A 20,372-nucleotide genomic window follows, 5' to 3' on the forward strand; every position below is an offset into this window, starting at 1 on the left:
AAGTAGTTTTCAAAGTTTACCTCATAGAATGCAATATATCGGTAGTATAAATAATATAAGTTTTTACAATGATAGTAAAGCGACAAATGCCATATCTGCCGTGCAATCAATTAAAGCACTCGATAATATTTACTGGCTTGCGGGAGGAATACCTAAAGAGGGTGGTATTGAGGAAATAAAGCCTTATTTCAGTCAAATTAAGAAAGCTTATTTTTATGGTCAAGCTAAAGAAATATTTGCAAATACTGCTAAGAATATAGTAGATTTTGTAATATGTGATAATCTTGAGCAGGCTTTCGATCTTGCTTATAAGGATGCAGTAGGTGATAACGCGGAGATAAAAAATATCTTGTTAGCACCTAGTTGTAGCTCATATGATCAGTTTAAAAATTTTGAAGAGCGTGGCGAGTTGTTTATAAAATTGTGTAGTATCCTGTCACCCCGTGGCTTGACCACGGGGTCTAGTTAAAAATACTAAATAATATTAGTATTTTTTATTGTTTTTCTGGATACCGTGGTCAAGCCACGGGGTGACATCGAGGGTGTTTTCCGATCCATGCAATAACATTATAAATATAGCCATAATTGAATAACTATAATATGAATAACGAAATATCTAATAACTTTATAAAATTATGGTGGCGGGGTACCGATAGGCAAATAATAATTTCTTTAATTATCTTATTTGCTTTTAGTCTAATGCTTGTTACTACCTCAGGTTCAGCAGTAGCAAGTAGAATAGGTCTTGAAGAAAGTTATTTTGCATCTAGACAAATATTTTATTTAGCTGCCGCTTCAGGACTTATATTATTATTTTCATGTCTTAATAAAAAATGGTTAAGGCGTTTTGCAATAGTTGGATTTATTGCTAGTATAGTTTTATTAATAGCAGTTAAATTTTTTGGCTATGAAGTAAAAGGCGCAGTGCGATGGATTAATATTCTAGGTCTATCTATTCAACCTTCGGAATTTATCAAACCGTTTTTTGCAGTTGTTACAGGCTGGATATTATCGCTAAAATTTAATGATGATTTTCCAAGTTTTACGATTTGTGTAGTACTTTATTCTATTGTTGCTATTCTCTTAATTATTCAGCCGGATTTTGGAATGCTGGTAATGATTACGGCAGTTTTTGGTATTCAACTGTTTATTGCGGGTATGCCGATATTTTGGATTGTTTTAGCCGGTTTTTTAGGAATGTTAGGAGTAACTATTGCTTATTTTTGGTTACCGCACGTAACGCGAAGAATTAATTCGTTTTTAGATCCAGATAGTAGCGAGAATTATCAAGTTAGTAAGTCTCTTAAGGCTTTTGAGCATGGCGGGTTATATGGACGAGGTCCAGGGGAGGGGGCAGTAAAGCAGGTACTACCCGACTCGCATACGGATTTTATTTTTGCTGTAGCAGGTGAGGAGTTTGGAGCTATTATTTGCCTTATTGTTATAGGTATATTTGCTTTTATAGTATTAAGAAGTCTTATTAAGTTATTAAACGAAACAGATAAATTTGTACAATTCGCTGCTAGCGGTATAATTGCACAATTAGGGCTTCAGGCAATAATTAATATGGGCGTGACTTTACATTTACTTCCTACTAAAGGTATGACATTACCGTTTATTAGTTACGGTGGTTCTTCAACGCTTGCAATAGCTATCGCTACTGGTATGCTTCTTGGCTTTACAAGACACCGAACGCCGTTAAATTCGTACAAAATTCGTAATATTGAAATATGAAAAAAATCGTTTTGGTAGCAGGAGGGACGGGGGGACATTTTTTCCCGGCAGTTGCTCTTGGAGAAGAATTAATCAAACGTGGCTATGAAGTTCATTTTATTACTGATTTAAGATGCAAACAATATATAAAGCAGGATATGAAAGTAATTTTTCATATCCTAGATTTAAAACGCTCAGGTAATATTTTCTTGTTTTTACCTAGGTTATCAATTGCAGTTTTAAAGGCCATTAAATTATTATATAATATGAAGCCTTCCGTCACTGTAGGGTTTGGCGGTTATCCTGTTATAGCTCCGATGTTTGCAGCAATTTTTTTAAGAGTACCGATTATAATTCATGAACAAAATTCTTACCTTGGAAAAGTTAATAAATTTTTTGCAAGCTTTGCTAAAAAGATAGCTATTTCTTATGAAAAAATAAAGAATTTACCGGAATTTGCAAAAAGTAAAATAGTAGTTACCGGTGGGGTAGTTAGAGAGAATATTAGGGAATTAAAGGTTATAGAAATGTCGTCCCGTGGCTTGACCACGGGGTCCAAAAAGTCTTTAATAAAAGCACTGGACTCCGTGGTCAAGCCACGGAATGACAAGCTTTTTACAATATTCATTTTTGGCGGTAGTCAAGGAGCTAAGTTATTTTCAGAGCTGATACCTGCAAGTATCCAAATTTTGATGCAAAAACAGCCAAGTCTTGAATTAAATATAATCCAGCAAGCAGCATTAGATGATCAAGTAAAAATAAAAGATATATACTCGAAATTAAATATTACTTATGAATTTGCTGAATTTTTTGATAATATGGCATTGCAATATAAAGAAGCCGATTTAGTGATTTCAAGAGCAGGAGCATCTACTATAGAAGAATTGACCTATATAGGGTTGCCGGCAATCTTTATTCCACTGCCTAGTGCTGCGGATAATCATCAATATTACAATGCACAATTATTGGAAGATAAAAAAACAGGATGGTGTTTAGAGCAGAATAATATTTCTGCAGGAAAATTAGCAGACAAAATACTCGATTTGATAAGTAATCCAAAAATATTAGAGGATGCTTCACAAAATTTATTAAAAAGAAGAAAAGAAGGGCATAAGCTATTAAGTAACCTAATAGAAGAGGTGATTTAGATTTTGTTTTCCGTCATTGCGAGGGAAGACTGTAAGTTTTGACGAAGCAATCTCGTGCTAAAGTCCTGAGATTGCCACGCTCCTTTTAGTCGCTTGCAATAACGGGGTGGGAGACATACAACAAGACCAAAAATACCTCAGAATAACGATAATTTAATTAAGCACATAGCAGTTCGGCTCTTTATCCTTGCAAGTTTGGCTATTATGTGGCATTAATTATAATAGACTTTCTGCATAACTTGCTTCTAAGGGTAATTTGTGCGTTGATCCGGTACTCGCATCCTCACGTACCAAAGCGTACGCTGCGGTGCTGCGTTCCTTGTCTCCTACAAATTCCTCCTTATTAGCTAAGTTGTACAGGAAGTCTAATAAAAGTTTTGGAATAATATAAATATATGTTAAAAAAAATTATAATATTATTTTTAGGAATGTTTTTACTTTCAGCTTGTACAGATAATTTTAGAAGCTATTTTCAAAGATCAGCAAATAACAGATTGGTTGATAGCAAAGGTGCTAAAGGTGGTAAGAGAAAACCTGTATATAATAATAAATATATCACTTTGGCTAAAAAGAATATAGTAGAAGATAATCTTGATTATGATAACGACGATGATGATGACTATGATAGCGATAGTCCTTTAAGAGGAGAAAGAATCGATCCTGTAAAGAGAAATCGTGAAATGTATCTTAAAATGATTAAAAGGGATATAGCAAGGCAAAAAGCAGAAGCCGGCTTCGCTGAATCCGATGATGATATGACTTTAAGTAGAGCGAATAAAAAGGTTAGAAAAGACGATAGCGATAAAGAAAAAAAGATACAAGAGGAATTAAATCAGATAAAAGCCATGCTTAGAGAAACTAAGCGTGATATATCAAAATATACTTGTCCAAATGCTGTAGTAAATCAAAATTATGCCCCGCCCGTTACAAATTATGAGCCTGTAAATTATCCACCGGTAAAAAATAGTAAGCCGTATAATAACAATTCTAAGGTAAAGCAAAAATTTATCCGTGAAGATGATGATAACGGCAGTAATGCTTGTTCGATATAATAAGCCTATTCTTAGCTAAAAGCAGGAATCTCCAGTCTTTAGATATATACAGCAATCTCTGATATGATATATTTATTACTATCAATAGGTTTATTACTTTTTAAGTAAGATTATTATTTATTAATAAAAATTAATATTTGAATATAGAAATATGTTAAATTTATTAATAGGTATATTATGAAAAGTAAACTCTCAGCAAGTACTGCTTAGTCTTACCTTTGTAAAAGGCCTTCAAAACCCTATTGTTACTGAAATAAAAGAATTAACAAAAAAATTACATTTTTTAAAGATCAAGAGCTTGAAAAAGCTTACGGGATGGCTTCAGATGATGTTTCTATTCAAGCAACAAGAGAACAGATATTTATATGCTTTAAGAGCTGTGGAATCTGCAAAACAACATTCAATAGACAAGACACAAGCATTTATTAAATGACTACGGTATTTGTGTTGCTTACTCATTTGCTAATTATAAAAGAAGCGGTAAGGACAGAATTTGTATCACCTTATTTATTAAAAAACGCATCTGATATGGAATATATTAAGGCATATATTCCCGAAGCATATATAAAAGAAAGTAATAAAAATGATGCTATGGAATTACTTGGTAAACGAGAAGTAAGAGACTATTTAGATCAAAAGTCTTCTGAGTTAGTAAGCACATCGTCTGTACCGTCTACTCCTTCTACAACGGACACATTTAATTATGATAGTGACGAAATTACGGTTGCTGGAGAAGAGAAAACGACGCCGAATACTGAACAAGCTTGATACCACTGTCACGCCGTGGCTTGTCCACAGGGTCTAGTTAAAAATACTAATATTATTAGTATTTTTAGTTGTTTTTCTGGATATCGTGGTCAAGTCACGGTATAACACCGAACGAGTTTCTCACGCCATACAACAACATTAAGAGTTCCAATTTAATTCCGGATAGTTTCTAATTTCAGCTTTATAATTGCTATGCTTTAACCATTTCTTAGCTGTTTCTAAATATTAGATATAGGCAAATTATCGGTGTGATGTAAAGAGTAAGTAATTGCAATGTGAGTAAACCTCCCACTACTGTAAGTCCTAGTGATCTTCTCTCTGCTCCTGTTGCTCCGACTCCAAGAGCAATAGGCATAGCTCTCATTAAGGCAGCTAGGGTAGTTATCATAATCGGTCTGAATCGTATTATACATGCTTCATAAATTGCTTCATGCGAAGATTTATTGCCAGTTCTCTCAAGTTCTAAGGCAAAATCGATAATCATGATAGCGTTTTTCTTCACTATACCGATTAACATTATAAGTCCAACAAATTCGTACATATCAAGTTCGCTATTAAATATTAGTAGAGTGAGTAATGCTCCAAATATAGCGGTAGGTAGTCCTAAAAGTATAGTTATAGGATGCACAAAACTTGCATATAACATGCCAAGGATGATGTAAATAACTATAACGGCAAGTCCAAGCAATAAGCCAAGATCGGAAAAAGACGACTGACATGCCTGAACTGTTCCTTGTAAGCTTCCCGTAATCGTAGCCGGCATTTGTAACTCTCTTATTGCTTGATTAACTTTTGGAACGGCATTACTAATTGAATATCCATCTTGCAGGTTAAATGATACCGTAACTGAAGGTAATTGCCCTAAATGTGAAATACTAACAGTATTAACAATTTTAGCAAGGGTAGTTAGCGGTACTAAATTGCTGCTTGCGGAGTTAATATTGACTAAAGATAACATTGTGACGAATCTGTTTGATATTTAGGATCTAGCTCTAAAATAACGTCATATTGAGCTGTTGGGGTATATAATGTGGAAATCTGCTCAGCACCGTAAGCTGCATATAAGATATTCTGAACGTGCTCGACTGATATACTGAGTTTTGCAGCCTTATATCTATCAATCTGCACTAAAGTTTGTGGCTGTAAATCCGAAGTTACGTCAATAAAACCTGGCAGCCGTGCGAGCTTGTCCTTTAATTTCGGTGCACAGTTAAATAGCACATCTTGATCGAGTTCTTGCATAGTATATTGATATTAGCTTTTGGTTGCTTGTCCGCCGATCGTAATAGTAGGTACGTTCTGGATATATACCCTTAAACCTACTAAATGATTTAGTTTTGAACCTAACTGATCTATAACGGCGTCAGCTCCTATTTTTTGATCACGAGGTTTTAAGCTAATCAAAATCGTACCCTGATTTACGGCAGAGTTTCTACCTGAAACACCTATGGCAGAAAAAAATGAATCTATATTAGGATTTTTAAGTAATACATCACTTACTTGTTGCTGTTCTTGCACCATCGCATCAAAAGAAATAGTTTGAGCGGCGTCGGTAAAAACTAAGATTTGTCCCGTATCGGAATCAGGCATAAAGCCTTTGCGTACTTTCTCAAATAAATAAGCCGTTGCGATGATTACTAAGAGAAAATATAAGCATAGTAGTTTTTGAATGCTCTACTACTGTTTTTAGACTGCTACCATATTTTTGTTTGACATATTCAAAGGCTTTTTCGGTTAGTGGTAGGTCGTCATTGCGAGGCGTCAAAGACGCCGTGGCAATCTCGGTTGGTTGCCCTGAGAGTGCTTCGTCACTACGTTCCTCGCAATGACGATCCCTCAAAAACACATTACATAACATAGGAGTTACGGTTATCGAGATAACTCCCGAAAGCAAAATAGCGGTAGTAATAACAATGGCAAGTTCGTGCAGTAGCTTCCCTAAAATTCCGCTCATAAATAATATTGGGATGAATATCATCATTAGGGATAAAGTCCTTGAGATGATAGTAAATCCTATTTCTTTAGTACTGTTAATACATGCTGCTATTTTACTCTTGCCTTTTTCCATATGTCGTGTGATATTTTCAAGCACTACTATTGCATCATCCACGACAAAACCCATCGCAAGCGTTAGAGCCATTAAAGACATATTATCGATGCTATAACCGAATAGATACATAAAGGCAAAAGTACCGACAACTGATAAAGGAAGGGCAATAGTCGGAATAATCACGGATTGTCAGTTATGTAGAAAGAGCAATATAGCAATCACTACGAGTATTAAAGCGAGTAGCATAGTAAAACTGGCATCATTTACCGATTCTCTGATAGAAATTGACCTATCAAACATGATATTAATATTAATACCCTCAGGGATTGGCCTGCGAAGCAACGGCAATACTTCTTTTGTAGAGTCGACTATTTCAATAGTATTTAGTATCCGGTTGTTTTTGAATAGCAAGTATTACCCCCGGCTTATCCCTATACCAAGCGGCTATTTTATTATTAGCTACGCTATCAATGGCTTTCCTAATATTTTTAAGAAAAAGCTGATTACCGTTTTTATAAGTTAATATTAACTCATTATATTCTTTAGCATTTTGTAATTGCCCAGGGGCTCTAATGCTTGAGTAGATATCTTTACCGTATAAAGCTCCGGTCGGTAAATTAACGTTAGCAGAGCTGATAATGTTTAATACTTGGTCAAGCCCTATATTATTTGCTGCCATTTTAACAGGGTCAACCTGCAACACGCACTGCATATTGCTGTGAGCCGTAAACTTGTACCTGTGCAACACCCGGCAGCATAGATAAACGTTCAGCCATAATGGTTTCGGCGTAATAGTCCACGGTATATAAGGGGGAGAGTATCAGAGGTTAAAGATAAATAAAATATAGGTGCGTCGGTAGGATTTACTTTACGATATGAGGGCAGGGTAGGTAAGTCGTTCGGTAGCTGCTTGTACGTCTTGTGCTGCTCTATCTATATCTCGGTCTAAATTAAACTGCAAAGTAATTTGAGTAGTACCGTTACTATTAACCGAACTCATCGAGTCAATATCTGATATCGTCGAGAATTGCTTTTCAAGCGGTAATGCAACTGAAGACGCCATAGTATTAGGGTCAGCTCCAGGCAAGCTTACTGAAACCTGAATAGTCGGGCAGTTGATGTCAGGTAAAACGCTTACCGGTAATAGCTTATAGCCGAATGCTCCAAACAGCAAAATAGTTGCCATGAATAAAGTAGCAAGAACCGGACGCTTAATAAATATTTCTGAAATACCCAATTATTTTTTTCCTGTTTTATGGATTTTCCCCGTCATACATATCGTCATTGCGAGCGACTGTAAGAAGCGTGGCAATCTCATGAAATAATGACAATCTCCTAAGATTGCTTCGTCAATTACTTTGTAATTTCCTCGCAATGACGCCTGCTCGCAATGACGATTTGACACTACTCCTCCCTAACACTCGCCTCTGCTCCGTTAGATAATCGTAGCTGCCCGTTGGTGATTACCGTTTCTCCCTCATCTATACCGCTTTTAATAACAATAAAATCATCATTAGAAAACACTATATCTATATTCTTGACCACGGCTTTATTATCTTGATCGACAACAAATACATAAGGGACCTTGATCGTTAGTTTGCATGGCTTTAGACGGAACTATTAAAGCCTCTTTTTCGATGTAAATCGTTAAGGGATACACGAACACACTGTCCCGGTCATAATATTTCGTTTTGGTTAGGTAGTGTTGCTTTAATTTTGATAGTGTCGCTATTTGGATCAATCGAATTATCGACAAAAACGATCTCACCGTCTTTAATTTCTTGGTCGCTTACGGTTCTGACCGTCAAAGCTAAATCATTAGATTTTTGAGATTTATTAATACGATCGAGATATTTTTCAGGTACGGAGAAGTTGACATAAATAGGCGAGATAGTATTGATAGTTACTAGACACACAAAATCCGGCAATACTAAATCACCTATATCCACATTACTCTCACTAAGTTTACCATCAAAAGGAGCTACTATTTTTGAATACTCGATTTGTAAATTAGCGTCTGCAATAATTGCTTTATCGCGTTCCACGGTGGCCCTAAGCATATTCATATTAGTTAGCATCTGTAAATACTGCTCTTCCGAAACGGCTTTTTCCTCGTGCACGATATCTTGCCTCTTCTTTTATAGCCTCTTCAAGGTTATAAGTATCACTTAGTAAATTTGCTTGTGCTTGCTGTAATTGATTTTGAAATGGACGAGAATCGATTTCATATAATAAATCACCTGTTTTTACTTCTTGTCCGTCATCAAAATTTACACTTAATATTTGGCCCGTAACTTGAGATTGAATATCAGCACTTTGGTAAGTTTCAGCTACTCCTGCAAGTTCTATCACATCAGGTACGTCTTTTCTGATAACTTGTGTTACCTTAACCGGAGCTGCTATAGTGATTTGTTTAATGCTTTTATGATGATATTTTATTACCCAAACCACTAATATTACTATTAGTACTAGTAATGTTATCAATATCAAATTCCGCATTATTGTTTTAAGCATTGTTATTTGCCAAAATCAAAAATAGGTCCTGCTATGTGGCTGCCTACCTGCCAAGTCTCAGCTGAGTTAGTAAACAGAGTATTAAGTTTATTGCTACCGAATCCTAATAAGCCTGTTAAAGAAATTTGTGGAAAATAAGTAGCTTTTATTGTTTTTAAGTTTGCATCTGCTGCTAGTAAATTCTGCTCTGCTGCTTTAATATCCGGTCTTTGCTCTAAAAGCTCTGATGGTAATATTTTAGGTAATACCGGTAGAGCAGGGAAGTAATCTATTGGTTTATCACGATAAATTAAGCCGTTTACTATATTTTCAGGAATTCTACCTACTAAAATTTTTAAAGCGGTTTCCTGCTCATGTCTTTGTTGTTTTAAAGGCGGCAATGATAACTTAGTAAGTGCAAGCTCGGAAGCAGCTTCACTAACCGATATTAAATCACCTATGCCAAGATTATATAATTTCTGATTTAATTTATAAATTTCCGTTTAAGCCTCAATTAGTTTTTCAGTTAGATAGATTTGTTTGTCTAATGCTAAAAGATTAAAGTAACTTATAGTGACGTTACTTATAACCGATAAACGTACCGTTGCCTTGCTATACTCACTTGCAAGGAAAGTTTTTTTAGCCGATTCGCTAGCCGTTGGCGGCTGCTTCCATAAATCCAGCTCGTAATTAAGCACGCTTGCTAGCCCAAAATTATTAGAGAATTTCGGCTCATTCGGTGCTTTTGTTTCTTTACTGTTTTTTATTCGATTTGCTCCGCCTTGTAAATTGATTTGTGGAAATCTATAAGAATTAATAAGGTTAAGCTGTGCTTTCGCTGCTAGCACATTACTCATTACCAGCTCAATATCGGAGTTACCGGTTAAAGATTCTTCGATTAGGTTATTTAACACCGGATCGTTAAATTGCAGCCACCATTTGGAGGATGTACTATTTATTTTGTTCTAGAGAATAATTATTCCAAGTAGTAGGTAATGAGAGTTTAGGGGGAATATTATCGTGTTTTGCATTACAACCACATAAAAGAAATGATGAAATCGATAAAACTAGAATATATTTTAAGTAAATGAAAAATCTGCATACGAAGTTCATCGAGTAGGTTCATTAAAATAAATTCATATTACTTAATATTAATTAAGAATCTTTAAACCGTTATGTCAATATAGACTATTAGTTTTTCAACTAACTATTTTTATAATTACGTAATAATGTTGCTACAGCATATTTTAGAAAGCTTGATATAAGTGAATTTTGCAGGATTCGCTTGTGTTCACGTATTTTTATACGCTGTGTAGGCTCACCCTTAAATTCATCTTATCTGAAGCTTTCTAAAATATGCTGTAACTTTTCAGAAACAACTTTAATGTCATAATTTTGTTTGAGAGTAAGGTAGGCGTTTTTAGAAAATTCTTTTGCTTTTATAGGGTTCTCTATTAGATAGACAATTTTTTCTGCTAAATCTTCAGCAGAGCCGGCTTTACAAATAAGCCCGTCTTGCATGTCGTTTAAGATTGCTGCAGGCCCTTCAGTATCTGTACTAACGATAGGCACGCTTGCCTCCATTGCTTCAAGCACTATAATTCCAAACGGTTCATGAAGAGACGGTAAGCAAAAAATATCTATTTGTTTAAAGAATTTATCTCTATCGTTAACCCATCCCGTAAATGATATTTGATCTTATAAATTAAGTTTATGTGCTAAAGCAATTAAATTATCTTTTTCCTTGCCGCTTCCACCTATAACTGCATGAAGATCATATTTTTTTTCTTTTAAAATTTTGATAACTTTAATAAAAACATCAACACCTTTCTTAGCTACAAATCTTGCTAGTACACCAATTACGACAGGTTTTCTATATGTTTTATTTGGAATAAAGTCTTTAGCAATATTTATCATATTCGGTAGGATGCATATCCTAGATTCGGCAAAGTTATTTTTTAGTAAAAATTCTTTCATATGATGCGTCAAGGCAATAACAAAATCACATTTACGTAGTCCTTTTAAACTATAATTATGAGCGATACCGATTAATTTTATATTTTGTGATTTAGCAAATTTACTAAAATTTATTGCTCTATTACCGTGTGCTATAATTATATCGGGCTTAGTCTTATGAATTATATACTTAAGAATAAGTACCGAGAGTAAATCAAATGGTACTATATTAGGTAGTTTTAAGCTTTGTTTGTGTAGAAAGGCATTTATTTTTGCCTTGTAAGAAGTGATATTTATAACCTCAATTTGTTGCATCTCTAAAGCAGTGCTATAATCTAAAAATGCTTGTTGAATGCCGCCAAGGTCACGACTTAGCATAATATTAAGGATCTTCATTACTTTAATTGCTCAATTTTTTTTCTGTTAAACCGGTAAAATCTATAATTTTATCTAAAGGTTTATTTTTTGCTAACATTTTTTTTAGCTATAGAAATTTTTTGTCTTGCTTCCCCTCTTGCTTCCCCTTTAGCTTCAGCATCCATAATTTTCTGCTCTTCTACGGTTAGATTATCCATTTCGGTTTTTATCATTTTTTCATAAGTATTTAACTCTTTTTCAGACCAACTAGCTTGATCCAAAGCATAAAAAGCTTTTTTAATAATAAAATCATGACCTATCAAATTCTCCATTTCTTCTAGAGTGCTTTCATGTGCATGTTTAAAGCAATATGCCCATTTTTCTTGAAGGTTCTCTAATTGATCTAATTCTTTATTAAATTGCTCAAGCTCTAAAAAGATAAAATAAAAATCTTGTAGGTCGTTCTCATAAGTTTTAGTATCAAGTAATCTATGATCTGATCTCCAATCTTTTTTATCGGGCAATAAAATAAAATCGGCAATAGCTAAGAATATTACTCCTCGAAGTTTTGCATATACTGCCATTTTTTTTATGATCTTCATCTTCTTTTATTATTTGTCTTGGCCTTTGCTGTATAAAGCTGAGCTCGTTTTTCAAAACCTGGATGTTTGCTGACCTGCATTTCTACAATAAATTGAGTACCATATTTATATCTACATAATACATCAACTATAGATTGTCTATAAGCAGCGATATCGGGATCTTAGATTTTTTTTAAAAAAGTAACTTCGGTAATTACTTCTTTTCCCGTATAACCTAAAATGTCATTTAGAAAATGAATAAGTATATCCTTATTTTTTTCTATACCGAAAATTTTTAAAAATGCATAGTTATTTTTAGGGTCTAAGAAACGTGAAATTAGCATAATAGTCTACATTTTTATATATCATCACTTACATTATAGCAAATTCCAAGAAATTTGCTATAATACAATTTCCTAATATGTAAAACATTATGATTAGTAAAATTAATTTTGTAAAAATGCATGGTCTCGGTAATGATTTTGTTATTGTTAACAAGCGAGATTTATCAAGTTCATATGATTTATCGCAGTTAGCAAAAAATATGGCTGAGCGTCATACAGGTATCGGTTGTGATCAGTTTATTATTTATGAAGAGCATAATGGTTTTTATGAAATGATTATATATAACATAGACGGCTCTAGTGCTAAATTATGTGGTAATGCTACAAGATGTTTAGCCAAGTTAATTTATCTTGATATGGGAAAGAAAAATATTACCGTAATGGTAGGCAATAAAAAATTGCTATGTAATGTCAATGATGAAAATAATATTAGCGTTAATGTAGGAAGCGTTACTTTTAATGCAGCTTGGATGCCAAGTCGTGATAAAGTTTGGGAATTTGCAGAGCGTTATATGATTGATTTAAAGGAAACTATTTGCGTTGATATAGGTAATCCGCATGTGGTTATTTTTAGTAAGTTAGAACCTCAAGATCAAAAAATTGTCGGTGAAAAATTGCAGGCTAAGGAATTATTCGCAGATGGGGTAAACGTTAATTTTGCTGAAGTAAAAGATAATAAAATCTATTTATCCGTTTGGGAGCGGGGGGCAGGGTTAACGCTTGCTTGCGGAAGCGGAGCTTGCGGTAGTTTTGCTGCCGGTTTAAAGCGCGGTTTTATCCATTCACCAAGTACTATAGTCTTTAAGCACGGTAACCTTACTATGAAAGAAGAAAACGGTAATATAATAATGCAAGGGGCAGCTACGCTTGTAGCACGTGGGGAATATTATTGTGAGCAATAATTTAAGACAAGACGTAGTAACATTTGGCTGTAGACTTAATATTTACGAAAGTGAGATAATACGAAAAAACTTGGAATTGTCGGGTATCGATAATGTGGCAATATTCAATACTTGTGCGGTAACTAAAGCAGCTGAGAAACAAGCAAGACAAGCTATACGCAAGGCTAAAAAAAATAATCCTGATTTAAAAATTATTGTTACCGGCTGTAGTGCTCAAACAAGTCCACAAATGTACGGTAATATGCCGGAAGTTGACAAAGTTATAGGTAATGAAGAGAAGTTATTACCTAATTACTACCAAATTACCGATGCAAAAATAACAGTTAACGATATAATGTCGGTGAAAGAGACGGCAAGTCATTTAGTAAGTAGCTTTGACGGTAAGTCTCGTGCTTTTATTCAGGTACAAAACGGTTGTGATCATTTTTGTACTTTCTGTATTATCCCTTATGGTAGAGGAAAAAGTAGATCAGTAGCAATAGGAGCTATAGCAGAGCAGGTAAAGCATTTGGTATTAAACGGCTTTAAAGAAGTAGTTTTTACCGGTGTCGATGTCACGGCTTACGGTAGTGATTTGCCGGGAAGTCCAACATTCGCACAAATGATTAAACGAGTGTTGAATTTAGTCCCTGAATTAAAGAGGCTTAGATTATCTTCAATAGATGTTGCAGAAATAGATGATGAACTTTTTGAGCTTATAGCTTATAGTGAAAGGATAATGCCGCATTTTCATATTAGCTTGCAAGCAGGTGACGATATGATATTAAAACGTATGAAAAGACGTCATAATAGAGCAAACATAATAGAGTTTTGTCGGAAGCTGCGGGCAATAAGACCGGAAGTATCTTTTGGTGCGGATATTATAGCTGGTTTCCCGACTGAAACCCCTGAAATGTTTGAAAATACAAGAAAATTAATTTCAGAAGCGGAATTACAATATTTACATGTTTTTCCTTATTCGGAAAGAGAAGGAACGCCTGCAGCACGTATGCCCCAAGTACCTAAAAATATAAGAAAAGAAAGGGCAGAAATTTTAAGGCAAGAAGGGCAAAACCAGTTGACCGAATTCTTTAAAAAACATATAGGACAGAAGGTGGAGTTATTAGTAGAGAATAATAATATTGCCCATACCGAAAATTTTATTCCGGTAAAGCTAGATAAACCTTTAGAAATAGGGCAGATATTTAAAGCGAAGTTGGTAGGGATAGAAGAGAATTATATGAAGTGTATGTTGGTTTAACGTCATTGCAAGGAGGTATTGTTGCGTAGATACTGAAGGTCGTCATTGCGAGGAGCCGTAGGCGACGTGGCAATCCAGAAAATAATTAAAAAAATTCTGTAAATCAGAATTTTTAACTGGATTGCTTCGTCAATTGCTATGCAATTTCCTTGCAATGACGGATAAACAGGTCCACGCAACAATGCCTCCTTGCAATGACGTTCTACCGTACAATAAAAAATCAAAAACAAAAAAACAATCATGGAAAATATAGAAACAATATTAAGGCTTGCTGAGGACAAGATCTTATTAGTACAAAACTTAAAAGCTCTGCAAGAATATAAAGTAGAATTTTTAGGCAAGAACGGTATAGTGACCGGTGAGCTTAAAAAATTAGGTAGTTTAAATGAACAGGAACGTAAAGAATTTGGCTTAAAAATCAATAAATTAAAAGATAAAATACAGAATGTAATAAAAGCAAAAGAAGAAATTTTAGAGGAGCAGGAACTAAATTTTAAACTTGCTGCCGATAAAATTGATTTAACAATCCCTGCACGGAGATATAAACAAGGTTCTATTCATCCAATAACACAATGTAGTGAGGAGTTAATACAAGTATTTTCGCAGTTTGGTTTTACTATAGAAAACGGACCGAATATCGAGAATGATTTTCATAATTTTACCGCTCTCAATTTTGAAGATGATCATCCCGCAAGGCAAATGCATGATACTTTTTATTTGAAAAGTCAGGAAAATAATAAGCCGCTGTTATTACGTACTCATACCTCAACAGTGCAGATTAGAGCTATGCAAAACAGCAAACCGCCTTTTAGGTTTATAGCACCGGGTAGGACTTATAGATCGGATTCAGATATGACGCATACGCCAATGTTCCACCAAATAGAAGGGCTTGTTATTGATAAAAAGATCAATATGGGACATTTAAAATATGTTATCACGGCATTTATAAAAAGCTTTTTTGAAAATTCTAATATTGAATTACGTTTTAGACCCAGCTTTTTCCCATTTACCGAACCTTCTGCCGAAGTTGATATTCGGATGAATAAAAACGATAAATGGCTTGAGGTCCTCGGTTGCGGGATGGTTCATCCAAACGTGCTTAAAAATGTTGGTATCGATAGCAGCGAGTATCAAGGTTTTGCTTTTGGGCTTGGAGTAGAGCGTTTTGCAATGTTAAAATATAATATCAAAGATTTAAGGCAATTTTTTGAAGGAGATATGCGTTGGCTTAAACATTATAATTTTGGGAGCTTTGATATACCGAATTTAGCAGGAGGGCTTACGAAATGAAATTTACGTTATCATGGTTAAAACAATTTTTAGAGACATCGGCTTCAGTTACTGAAATTGCCGAAGCCCTAACAGCTATTGGCCTTGAAGTGGAAGAGGTGGTAGATAAAGCGGCGGAGTTACAAAAGTTTGAAGTAGCATATATTACAAATATTAAACCTCACCCGTCAGCTGATAAATTAAAGCTTTGTGATGTTGAGACTAAAAGCGGTATGCTACAAATAGTTTGTGGTGCGCGTAATGCAAGAGCAGGTATAAAAGTAGTACTTGCAAATATCGGAATAGAAATACCAAACGGTAAATTTAAGATTAAGGAATCTGTTATTAGAGGCAAAAAAAGCTGTGGTATGCTTTGCTCTGAAGAGGAATTACTGCTAGCTTCAGAGTCTGAAGGGATTATAGAGCTATCTGAAGATGCCGTAGTTGGAGAGAATTTTACTAAATATTACGGTTTAGATGATCCTATATTTGTTATTAACGTTACTCCTAATCGTGGTGATGCACTTGGAGTTTACGGCATCGCAAGAGATTTAGCAGCTAAAGGAATAGGAATACTTAAAGAGCTAGAAATGTCGGCAATAAAGAGTACATTTTTTTCTAAAATGAAGCTTAACGTGCAGGATAAAGAAGCCTGTCCGTTATTTACTTTTAGAGAGATAAGAAATTTAAAAAATAAACCAAGCCCTGATTGGTTACGGAAATTATTAAAAAATGTTGGGGTAAAAACTATTTCAAGCTTAGTGGATGTAACAAATTATATTTCCTATAGCTTTGGGCAGCCGATGCATGCTTACGATGCAGATAGGATAAAAGGGGGAATTACTGTAGCACGTCATTGCGAGAAGCGTAGCGACGAAGCAATCTCAGGACAACAAAATGAGATTGCCACGGCTGCTTTGCAGCCTCGCAATGACGTAGCTAAATGCTACGCCCTAAACGGCAAAGAATATTTACTTACCGAAAATGATTTAGTTATAAAAGATGAAAGCGGTATTCAAGGTCTGGCCGGTGTCATTGGCGAGGCTGATAGTAGTTGTACTGATAGTACAACTAATATAATACTCGAGGCTGCTTGTTTTAATGCTAAAATGGTTGCAGCTAGCGGGCGAAGATTCCAAATTGATACGGATGCTAGATATCGTAATGAGCGTAATATCGATAGAAATTTTACGGAAAAGGCTTTGGACATAGCAACTAATCTTATTTTGTCAATATGCGGAAACGGTGAAGTATCGGAAGTAGTGAAAGTCGGTGAAAAAGAGTCACAAAAAAAACCTTTAGATTTTTCAGCATGTTATTTAGAAAAAATTACAGGAATTACACTAAATATCAAAGCGATAGAAGCCATATTAAATAAACTAGGATTTATTACGGATGTTAAAGGTGAGATTATAAAGGTAATAGCTCCTTCTTGGCGTCACGATATAACTATTTTAGAAGATATAGCTGAAGAAATCGCTCGTATTTACGGCTATGATAAAATAGAGAGTATAAAATTACCCGAACTAGACCAAGATAATAAGAAGCTAAGAGAGCATAAAAGAATATCTAGTTTTAAAAGGATATTAGCAAGCAAAGGCTATGATGAGGTAGTAACTAACTCTTTTATGAGTAGTGAAGATGCAAAGTTGTTTGCTGAATTAAAAGAAGAGTTATTTTTGCTTAATCCTATTAGCATAGGAGACAATTATATGCGTCCTACTATACTGCCAAATTTGTTAAGTATAGTAAGTAAAAATCTAGCACGCTCTATAAAAGATATGGCTTTTTTTGAAGTTGGACCAAGTTTTATAGATTTAAATACGGAAGCAACTTATTTGACGGCAATTATAAGCGGTTCATATAATAATAAAAATCCTCATTCGCTTGGACGAGGCTATGATGTTTTTGATCTTAAAGGCGATTTAGAGTTGGTAGCTGATTATGCAGGACTATCTATAGATAAATGTATAGCAACAAATGGGACAGCATTGCCACAATATTATCATCCAACTAGAGCAGTAAATATAGGGCTTGGTAAAAATTTATTAGGTCATTTTGGGCAGATACACCCTAAAATCTTGAAATATTACAATATTAATCAGGAAATATTTGCATTCGAGCTAAATATTACGAATTTGCCGTTGATAAAAGCTAAATTTGGTAAAAGAGACGAATTCGCAGTATCGGATTTCCAAGCTAATTTTAGAGATTACGCATTTATTGTTGATCAAGATCATAGAGTCGGTGAAATAATATCATATATAAATAATTTTAATAAAAGGCTTGTCAAATCAGTTATATTATTTGATATTTATAGCGGTGATAAATTACCTGAAGGTAAAAAATCTATAGCGGTTAAAATAGAGCTACAAGCAGATGATCGGACGTTATCTGATACTGATTTAAATTCGTTCAGTAAAGATTTAGTTGCTGCCATCTCGCAAAAATTTCAAGGAACATTAAGAGAATAACAATATGTTAAAATTAATAGTTGAAACAAAAACGTTAGTTCAGTCCCTAGGGTTTGCAAGTTCCGTTGTTGAAAAACGTAATGTAATACCTGAATATGCAAACATTAAATTATCGGCAAAAGACGGCAATCTAGAGCTTAGTTCTACTAATATGGATTTGTACTTAAGTCAAAAAATAGCAGTACAGGTAGTAAGTGAAGGTGAATTTACCGTTTCTACGAAAACTCTAAATGATATAGTCCGAAAACTTCCGGATTCCGAGCTTACATTAACAGATCTTGGTACAACGGGACTTGAGATCAAAGGAAAAAATTGTAAATTTAATTTATTTACTTTGCCGGTTAGTTCTTTTCCTGCAATGGATAGTATTAATCCTGAAGCAAGTTTTAAAATTTCCTGCACGGATTTTGCTAAAATAATCGAATCGACAAAGTTTTCGATTTCTTTAGATGAAACTCGTTATAATTTAAACGGTGTTTATTTACATATAAAAGACAAAGAGTTTTATTCGGCAAGTACCGATGGGCATAGACTTTCGATTTCATGGGTAACATTAGAAAAACAAATAAAGAATTTTGGAGTTATATTACCACAAAAAAGTGCAGAGGAAATTTTAAAAATCGTTAAAGATCCTAAAAATATAAATGAAGATATAGAAATTTTATTAAATAGCAATAAGATTAAATTTATATGTAATGAAAATACTATTATGCTATCAAAGCTTATAGACGGTACTTTCCCTGATTATAGTGCTTTTATTCCGGAAAGCAGCAGCTCAAAATTAGTAATTAATCGAAAAATATTTGCAGATAGTATAGAAAGGATAGCGATAATAACCGTTGAAAAATTTAGAGCAGTAAAATTATCGTTATCTCGTGAAACCTTAGAGATTAGTGCCGTCGGTGAAGCAAGAGGTAACGCAAAAGAGGTTATTAATTCTTCACAAGATAAGGGAAGTTTTTATGAATATAATAGTGATGAGTCTTTAGCTATAGGCTTTAACCCGCAATATTTGGAAGATGTCTTAAAAGCAGTGAAATCGGATTTAGTAGAACTATATTTTTCAGATGTTTCAGCACCGGTACTTATTAAATTTCCTGAGAATCCTAAAGATATTTTTGTCGTCATGCCTGTTAAGGTGTAAGTTTTATGAGAACCGGAATATATAAGCATTACAAAGAAAAATTATATCAAGTTATAGATACTGCAAAACATACTGAAACTTTGCAAGAGTTAGTAGTTTATAAAGCATTATATGATAATTTCCAGCTTTGGGTAAGGCCGCTTGAAATGTTTAACGAAAAGGTTTTATTACACGGCAAAAATATTCCACGTTTTGAATTTATTTCTGAGAAATAATTAAATCTGCCCTATGTCATTCCCGCGTAGGCAGGCATGACATCGAGTGGGTTTTTTGAGCCATATAACAATGCCAAAGAACGGTGGAGAGAAATAATTTTTGACTAATAGCTAAAGCTTCTCTATTATTTCCCTCAAGCACACTAATTAAATATTGGTTATGAAGAAAATTATCGGGTTATTTTTTGTAATTATACTTAGTGCAATAAGTACTGGTATCTTAGCGGGTGATTATCCAAAAACAGAACGAGAGCAGAAATGGGACGAAGTAGGTTCTATAGCAGGTGAAGAAGGATTAGTTTTTAGACCGGGTAGGGTTAAGAACGAATCTACTAAAGCTGTAGGAGGTTCAGTTAATAAATATCTCTGGCAAGCAGCATTAGAGACTATAAGTGTTGCTCCTCTTGCATCAGCCGACTCAAACGGCGGCGTGATTATTACGGAATGGTATAGCCCACGTTCTAATCCTAATTTTCGATTTAAAATAAATATATTTATTAAAGACGATGTAATAAGCCCTGATTCAATCGAAGTGAAAGTATTTGAAGAAATGCTTAAAAATAAACAATGGGTACTTAATGAAAACACCTCAAATCTTGCTATCACGCTTGAAGATAAAATTTTAAGAAAAGCTAGAGATATATATATTAATAGTGTGAGGTAATA

At 34.3% G+C, this 20,372-nt stretch carries 21 protein-coding genes and 5 pseudogenes; 12 read left to right on the forward strand and 14 right to left on the reverse strand.

The window, feature by feature from the left end; genetic code table 11:
- From O6R16_RS04490 to murG, 3 genes are all read left to right on the forward strand, one after another.
- Window positions 1-469, forward strand: a 469-nt coding sequence (locus O6R16_RS04490) for a glutamate ligase domain-containing protein (RefSeq protein WP_499680187.1), incomplete at its 5' end; no start/stop codon positions are given.
- 131 nt (window positions 470-600) lie between these two features.
- Window positions 601-1,734, forward strand: coding sequence for a putative lipid II flippase FtsW (ftsW, locus tag O6R16_RS04495; RefSeq protein WP_499680210.1), 1,134 nt, complete (start codon window positions 601-603; stop codon window positions 1,732-1,734).
- A complete protein-coding gene (gene murG / locus O6R16_RS04500; protein WP_499680188.1) occupies window positions 1,731-2,861 on the forward strand; it encodes an undecaprenyldiphospho-muramoylpentapeptide beta-N-acetylglucosaminyltransferase in 1,131 nt (376 codons plus the stop codon). Before ftsW ends, murG begins: the two co-directional genes overlap by 4 nt.
- 219 nt (window positions 2,862-3,080) lie before the next feature.
- Here the strand turns inward: murG and O6R16_RS04505 are convergent.
- Window positions 3,081-3,245 (reverse strand): annotated as a pseudogene (locus O6R16_RS04505) (palindromic element RPE1 domain-containing protein); the annotation flags it as partial.
- 11 nt (window positions 3,246-3,256) lie between these two features.
- Here O6R16_RS04505 and O6R16_RS04510 point away from each other — a divergent pair.
- Both O6R16_RS04510 and O6R16_RS04515 read left to right on the forward strand, forming a co-directional pair.
- The gene (locus tag O6R16_RS04510) at window positions 3,257-3,913 is read left to right on the forward strand and encodes a hypothetical protein (RefSeq protein ID WP_064463605.1); all 657 of its coding nucleotides are present in this window, start codon (window positions 3,257-3,259) and stop codon (window positions 3,911-3,913) included.
- Between the two features lie 429 nt (window positions 3,914-4,342).
- Entirely contained in the window at window positions 4,343-4,681 is a 339-nt protein-coding gene (locus O6R16_RS04515; RefSeq protein WP_499680211.1) for a hypothetical protein, read from the forward strand.
- 208 nt (window positions 4,682-4,889) lie between these two features.
- Here O6R16_RS04515 and O6R16_RS04520 read toward each other — a convergent pair whose 3' ends face one another.
- The 13 genes and pseudogenes from O6R16_RS04520 to O6R16_RS04580 form a co-directional block, all read right to left on the reverse strand.
- Window positions 4,890-5,639, reverse strand: coding sequence for an efflux RND transporter permease subunit (locus O6R16_RS04520; RefSeq protein ID WP_499680189.1), 750 nt, complete (start codon window positions 5,637-5,639; stop codon window positions 4,890-4,892).
- Window positions 5,627-6,271, reverse strand: a pseudogene (locus tag O6R16_RS04525) (efflux RND transporter permease subunit). The gene O6R16_RS04520 and the pseudogene O6R16_RS04525 overlap by 13 nt, the downstream one beginning before the upstream one ends.
- 19 nt (window positions 6,272-6,290) lie before the next feature.
- A pseudogene (locus O6R16_RS04530) lies at window positions 6,291-7,142 on the reverse strand (efflux RND transporter permease subunit).
- Window positions 7,105-7,410: an efflux RND transporter permease subunit gene (locus O6R16_RS04535; RefSeq protein WP_499680190.1), complete on the reverse strand. Its 306-nt coding sequence runs from the start codon at window positions 7,408-7,410 to the stop codon at window positions 7,105-7,107. The pseudogene O6R16_RS04530 and the gene O6R16_RS04535 overlap by 38 nt, the downstream one beginning before the upstream one ends.
- A 189-nt stretch (window positions 7,411-7,599) precedes the next feature.
- Complete coding sequence (locus tag O6R16_RS04540) at window positions 7,600-7,968, reverse strand: efflux RND transporter permease subunit (protein ID WP_499680191.1); 369 nt, start codon at window positions 7,966-7,968, stop codon at window positions 7,600-7,602.
- A complete protein-coding gene (locus O6R16_RS04545) occupies window positions 7,969-8,136 on the reverse strand; it encodes a hypothetical protein (protein WP_499680192.1) in 168 nt (55 codons plus the stop codon).
- Window positions 8,136-8,276, reverse strand: coding sequence for a hypothetical protein (locus O6R16_RS04550; RefSeq protein ID WP_499680193.1), 141 nt, complete (start codon window positions 8,274-8,276; stop codon window positions 8,136-8,138). The genes O6R16_RS04545 and O6R16_RS04550 overlap by 1 nt, the downstream gene beginning before the upstream one ends.
- Before the next feature lie 131 nt (window positions 8,277-8,407).
- Window positions 8,408-8,809: an efflux RND transporter periplasmic adaptor subunit gene (locus O6R16_RS04555; RefSeq protein WP_499680194.1), complete on the reverse strand. Its 402-nt coding sequence runs from the start codon at window positions 8,807-8,809 to the stop codon at window positions 8,408-8,410.
- Complete coding sequence (locus O6R16_RS04560; protein WP_499680195.1) at window positions 8,799-9,215, reverse strand: hypothetical protein; 417 nt, start codon at window positions 9,213-9,215, stop codon at window positions 8,799-8,801. Before O6R16_RS04560 ends, O6R16_RS04555 begins: the two co-directional genes overlap by 11 nt.
- Window positions 9,216-9,247: 32 nt before the next feature.
- The gene (locus tag O6R16_RS04565) at window positions 9,248-9,625 is read right to left on the reverse strand and encodes a TolC family protein (protein WP_499680196.1); all 378 of its coding nucleotides are present in this window, start codon (window positions 9,623-9,625) and stop codon (window positions 9,248-9,250) included.
- A 102-nt stretch (window positions 9,626-9,727) separates the two neighbouring features.
- Window positions 9,728-10,138 carry a TolC family protein gene (locus tag O6R16_RS04570; RefSeq protein WP_499680197.1) on the reverse strand — a complete coding sequence of 137 codons (411 nt, stop codon included), beginning with the start codon at window positions 10,136-10,138 and terminating at the stop codon, window positions 9,728-9,730.
- A 421-nt stretch (window positions 10,139-10,559) separates the two neighbouring features.
- Window positions 10,560-11,576, reverse strand: a pseudogene (locus tag O6R16_RS04575) (glycosyltransferase family 4 protein).
- Between the two features lie 4 nt (window positions 11,577-11,580).
- Window positions 11,581-12,462 (reverse strand): annotated as a pseudogene (locus O6R16_RS04580) (Rpn family recombination-promoting nuclease/putative transposase).
- Window positions 12,463-12,551: 89 nt separating this feature from the next.
- On the opposite strand from O6R16_RS04580, the gene dapF reads away from it, so the two are divergent.
- The 7 genes from dapF to O6R16_RS04615 all read left to right on the forward strand — a co-directional run bounded on the left by dapF (window position 12,552) and on the right by O6R16_RS04615 (window position 20,370).
- The gene (gene dapF / locus O6R16_RS04585) at window positions 12,552-13,364 is read left to right on the forward strand and encodes a diaminopimelate epimerase (RefSeq protein ID WP_499680198.1); all 813 of its coding nucleotides are present in this window, start codon (window positions 12,552-12,554) and stop codon (window positions 13,362-13,364) included.
- Window positions 13,339-14,604, forward strand: a complete 1,266-nt coding sequence (mtaB, locus tag O6R16_RS04590; protein WP_499680199.1) for a tRNA (N(6)-L-threonylcarbamoyladenosine(37)-C(2))-methylthiotransferase MtaB — start codon at window positions 13,339-13,341, stop codon at window positions 14,602-14,604. Before dapF ends, mtaB begins: the two co-directional genes overlap by 26 nt.
- A 240-nt stretch (window positions 14,605-14,844) precedes the next feature.
- Window positions 14,845-15,894: a phenylalanine--tRNA ligase subunit alpha gene (gene pheS / locus O6R16_RS04595; RefSeq protein ID WP_499680200.1), complete on the forward strand. Its 1,050-nt coding sequence runs from the start codon at window positions 14,845-14,847 to the stop codon at window positions 15,892-15,894.
- On the forward strand, window positions 15,891-18,347 hold the full coding sequence (gene pheT, locus O6R16_RS04600) for a phenylalanine--tRNA ligase subunit beta (RefSeq protein WP_499680201.1): 2,457 nt from the start codon (window positions 15,891-15,893) through the stop codon (window positions 18,345-18,347). The genes pheS and pheT overlap by 4 nt, the downstream gene beginning before the upstream one ends.
- Before the next feature lie 4 nt (window positions 18,348-18,351).
- Window positions 18,352-19,491, forward strand: a complete 1,140-nt coding sequence (dnaN, locus tag O6R16_RS04605; RefSeq protein WP_499680202.1) for a DNA polymerase III subunit beta — start codon at window positions 18,352-18,354, stop codon at window positions 19,489-19,491.
- 5 nt (window positions 19,492-19,496) lie between these two features.
- Window positions 19,497-19,706, forward strand: a complete 210-nt coding sequence (locus tag O6R16_RS04610) for a DUF1653 domain-containing protein (protein WP_499680203.1) — start codon at window positions 19,497-19,499, stop codon at window positions 19,704-19,706.
- Between the two features lie 160 nt (window positions 19,707-19,866).
- Window positions 19,867-20,370: a DUF3576 domain-containing protein gene (locus tag O6R16_RS04615; RefSeq protein WP_499680204.1), complete on the forward strand. Its 504-nt coding sequence runs from the start codon at window positions 19,867-19,869 to the stop codon at window positions 20,368-20,370.
- Window positions 20,371-20,372 lie beyond the last annotated feature (2 nt).

The organism is Candidatus Rickettsia tasmaniensis (assembly GCF_036857515.1).
GTDB lineage: Bacteria > Pseudomonadota > Alphaproteobacteria > Rickettsiales > Rickettsiaceae > Rickettsia > Rickettsia rickettsii.

Coding starts and splice junctions, on each gene's coding strand:
- O6R16_RS04610 (WP_499680203.1), top strand. CDS start 19,497: ATGAGAACCGGAATATATAAGCATTACAAAGAAAAATTATATCAAGTT.
- O6R16_RS04615 (WP_499680204.1), top strand. CDS start 19,867: ATGAAGAAAATTATCGGGTTATTTTTTGTAATTATACTTAGTGCAATA.
- pheT (WP_499680201.1), top strand. CDS start 15,891: ATGAAATTTACGTTATCATGGTTAAAACAATTTTTAGAGACATCGGCT.
- O6R16_RS04520 (WP_499680189.1), bottom strand. CDS start 5,639: ATGTTATCTTTAGTCAATATTAACTCCGCAAGCAGCAATTTAGTACCG.
- dnaN (WP_499680202.1), top strand. CDS start 18,352: ATGTTAAAATTAATAGTTGAAACAAAAACGTTAGTTCAGTCCCTAGGG.
- O6R16_RS04555 (WP_499680194.1), bottom strand. CDS start 8,809: ATGCTAACTAATATGAATATGCTTAGGGCCACCGTGGAACGCGATAAA.
- O6R16_RS04510 (WP_064463605.1), top strand. CDS start 3,257: ATGTTAAAAAAAATTATAATATTATTTTTAGGAATGTTTTTACTTTCA.
- dapF (WP_499680198.1), top strand. CDS start 12,552: ATGATTAGTAAAATTAATTTTGTAAAAATGCATGGTCTCGGTAATGAT.
- O6R16_RS04515 (WP_499680211.1), top strand. CDS start 4,343: ATGACTACGGTATTTGTGTTGCTTACTCATTTGCTAATTATAAAAGAA.
- ftsW (WP_499680210.1), top strand. CDS start 601: ATGAATAACGAAATATCTAATAACTTTATAAAATTATGGTGGCGGGGT.
- O6R16_RS04535 (WP_499680190.1), bottom strand. CDS start 7,410: ATGGCAGCAAATAATATAGGGCTTGACCAAGTATTAAACATTATCAGC.
- murG (WP_499680188.1), top strand. CDS start 1,731: ATGAAAAAAATCGTTTTGGTAGCAGGAGGGACGGGGGGACATTTTTTC.
- pheS (WP_499680200.1), top strand. CDS start 14,845: ATGGAAAATATAGAAACAATATTAAGGCTTGCTGAGGACAAGATCTTA.